Raw genomic sequence first — 785 nt, 5'->3', positions numbered from 1 at the left:
CGGTTCGAGAGATCTTTAAGGATTTTGACTTTTTAGAATTAGAGACCCTTTGGACCTCTGGTTTTGCTAAAAAACCACCCCGAAAAGAACTCTTGATTCGCAATCATTAAGAGACGTGTTGCAAAATCCTATTCCCTCACTTTTATTTACGCGTCCCTCACTGTAAAAAATATATGGAAAATCAATAAATTATTTTGGATAAAAAAGAGTATGGTGCCCAAAAGAGGACTCGAACCTCCACGCCTTACGGCACAGGTACCTGAAACCTGCGCGTCTACCAATTCCGCCATCTGGGCTTATAAAATTCATCTAAGCGCATGAAGCAACTCTGTCAATAAAATTATAGAATTTATTTTTTCAGCTTAAAACGATAGCATTGAACTTTTGAGAGAGATCATGATTTTAGAAGTTTAAGGTGTGAGGACTGTCTTTGATAAAATTGTTGAATCCGGATTAAATGTGTAAATAATAGGAATGCCGGTCGCTAATTCTTGAGATATAATTTCCTCACCGGAGAGACCTTCAAGCGCCATAATAAGAGCACGAAGAGAATTTCCATGTGCTGCGATCAAAACAGTTTGGGAGCGCAAAATATGAGGCTGGATATGGTAAAGATAATAAGGCCAGATGCGCGCACCGGTGTCGCGTAGGCTTTCTCCATTCGGGGGTGCAATTGTATAGGAGCGGCGCCACATTTGCACTCGCTCTTGCCCCCATTGTTGGCGTACTTCATCTTTATTTAAACCAGAAAGATCACCATAATTACGTTCATTTAATGCGGGATT

At 40.5% G+C, this 785-nt stretch carries 1 protein-coding gene and 1 tRNA gene; both read right to left on the bottom strand.

Going from position 1 to position 785, the window contains the following annotated elements:
- Positions 1-211: 211 nt before the first annotated feature.
- Positions 212-296 (bottom strand) — tRNA-Leu (locus tag ACFIL8_RS11545).
- A gap of 114 nt (positions 297-410) precedes the next feature.
- The coding region (locus ACFIL8_RS11540) for a histidine phosphatase family protein (RefSeq protein WP_375689918.1) at positions 411-785 on the bottom strand (375 nt) is incomplete at its 5' end.

The sequence above is a fragment of the Bartonella sp. AP57NXGY genome, assembly GCF_042195805.1.
GTDB lineage: Bacteria > Pseudomonadota > Alphaproteobacteria > Rhizobiales > Rhizobiaceae > Bartonella.
Note: the sequence above shows the minus strand (reverse complement) of the source record. Positions and strands in the feature narration are given on the sequence as shown.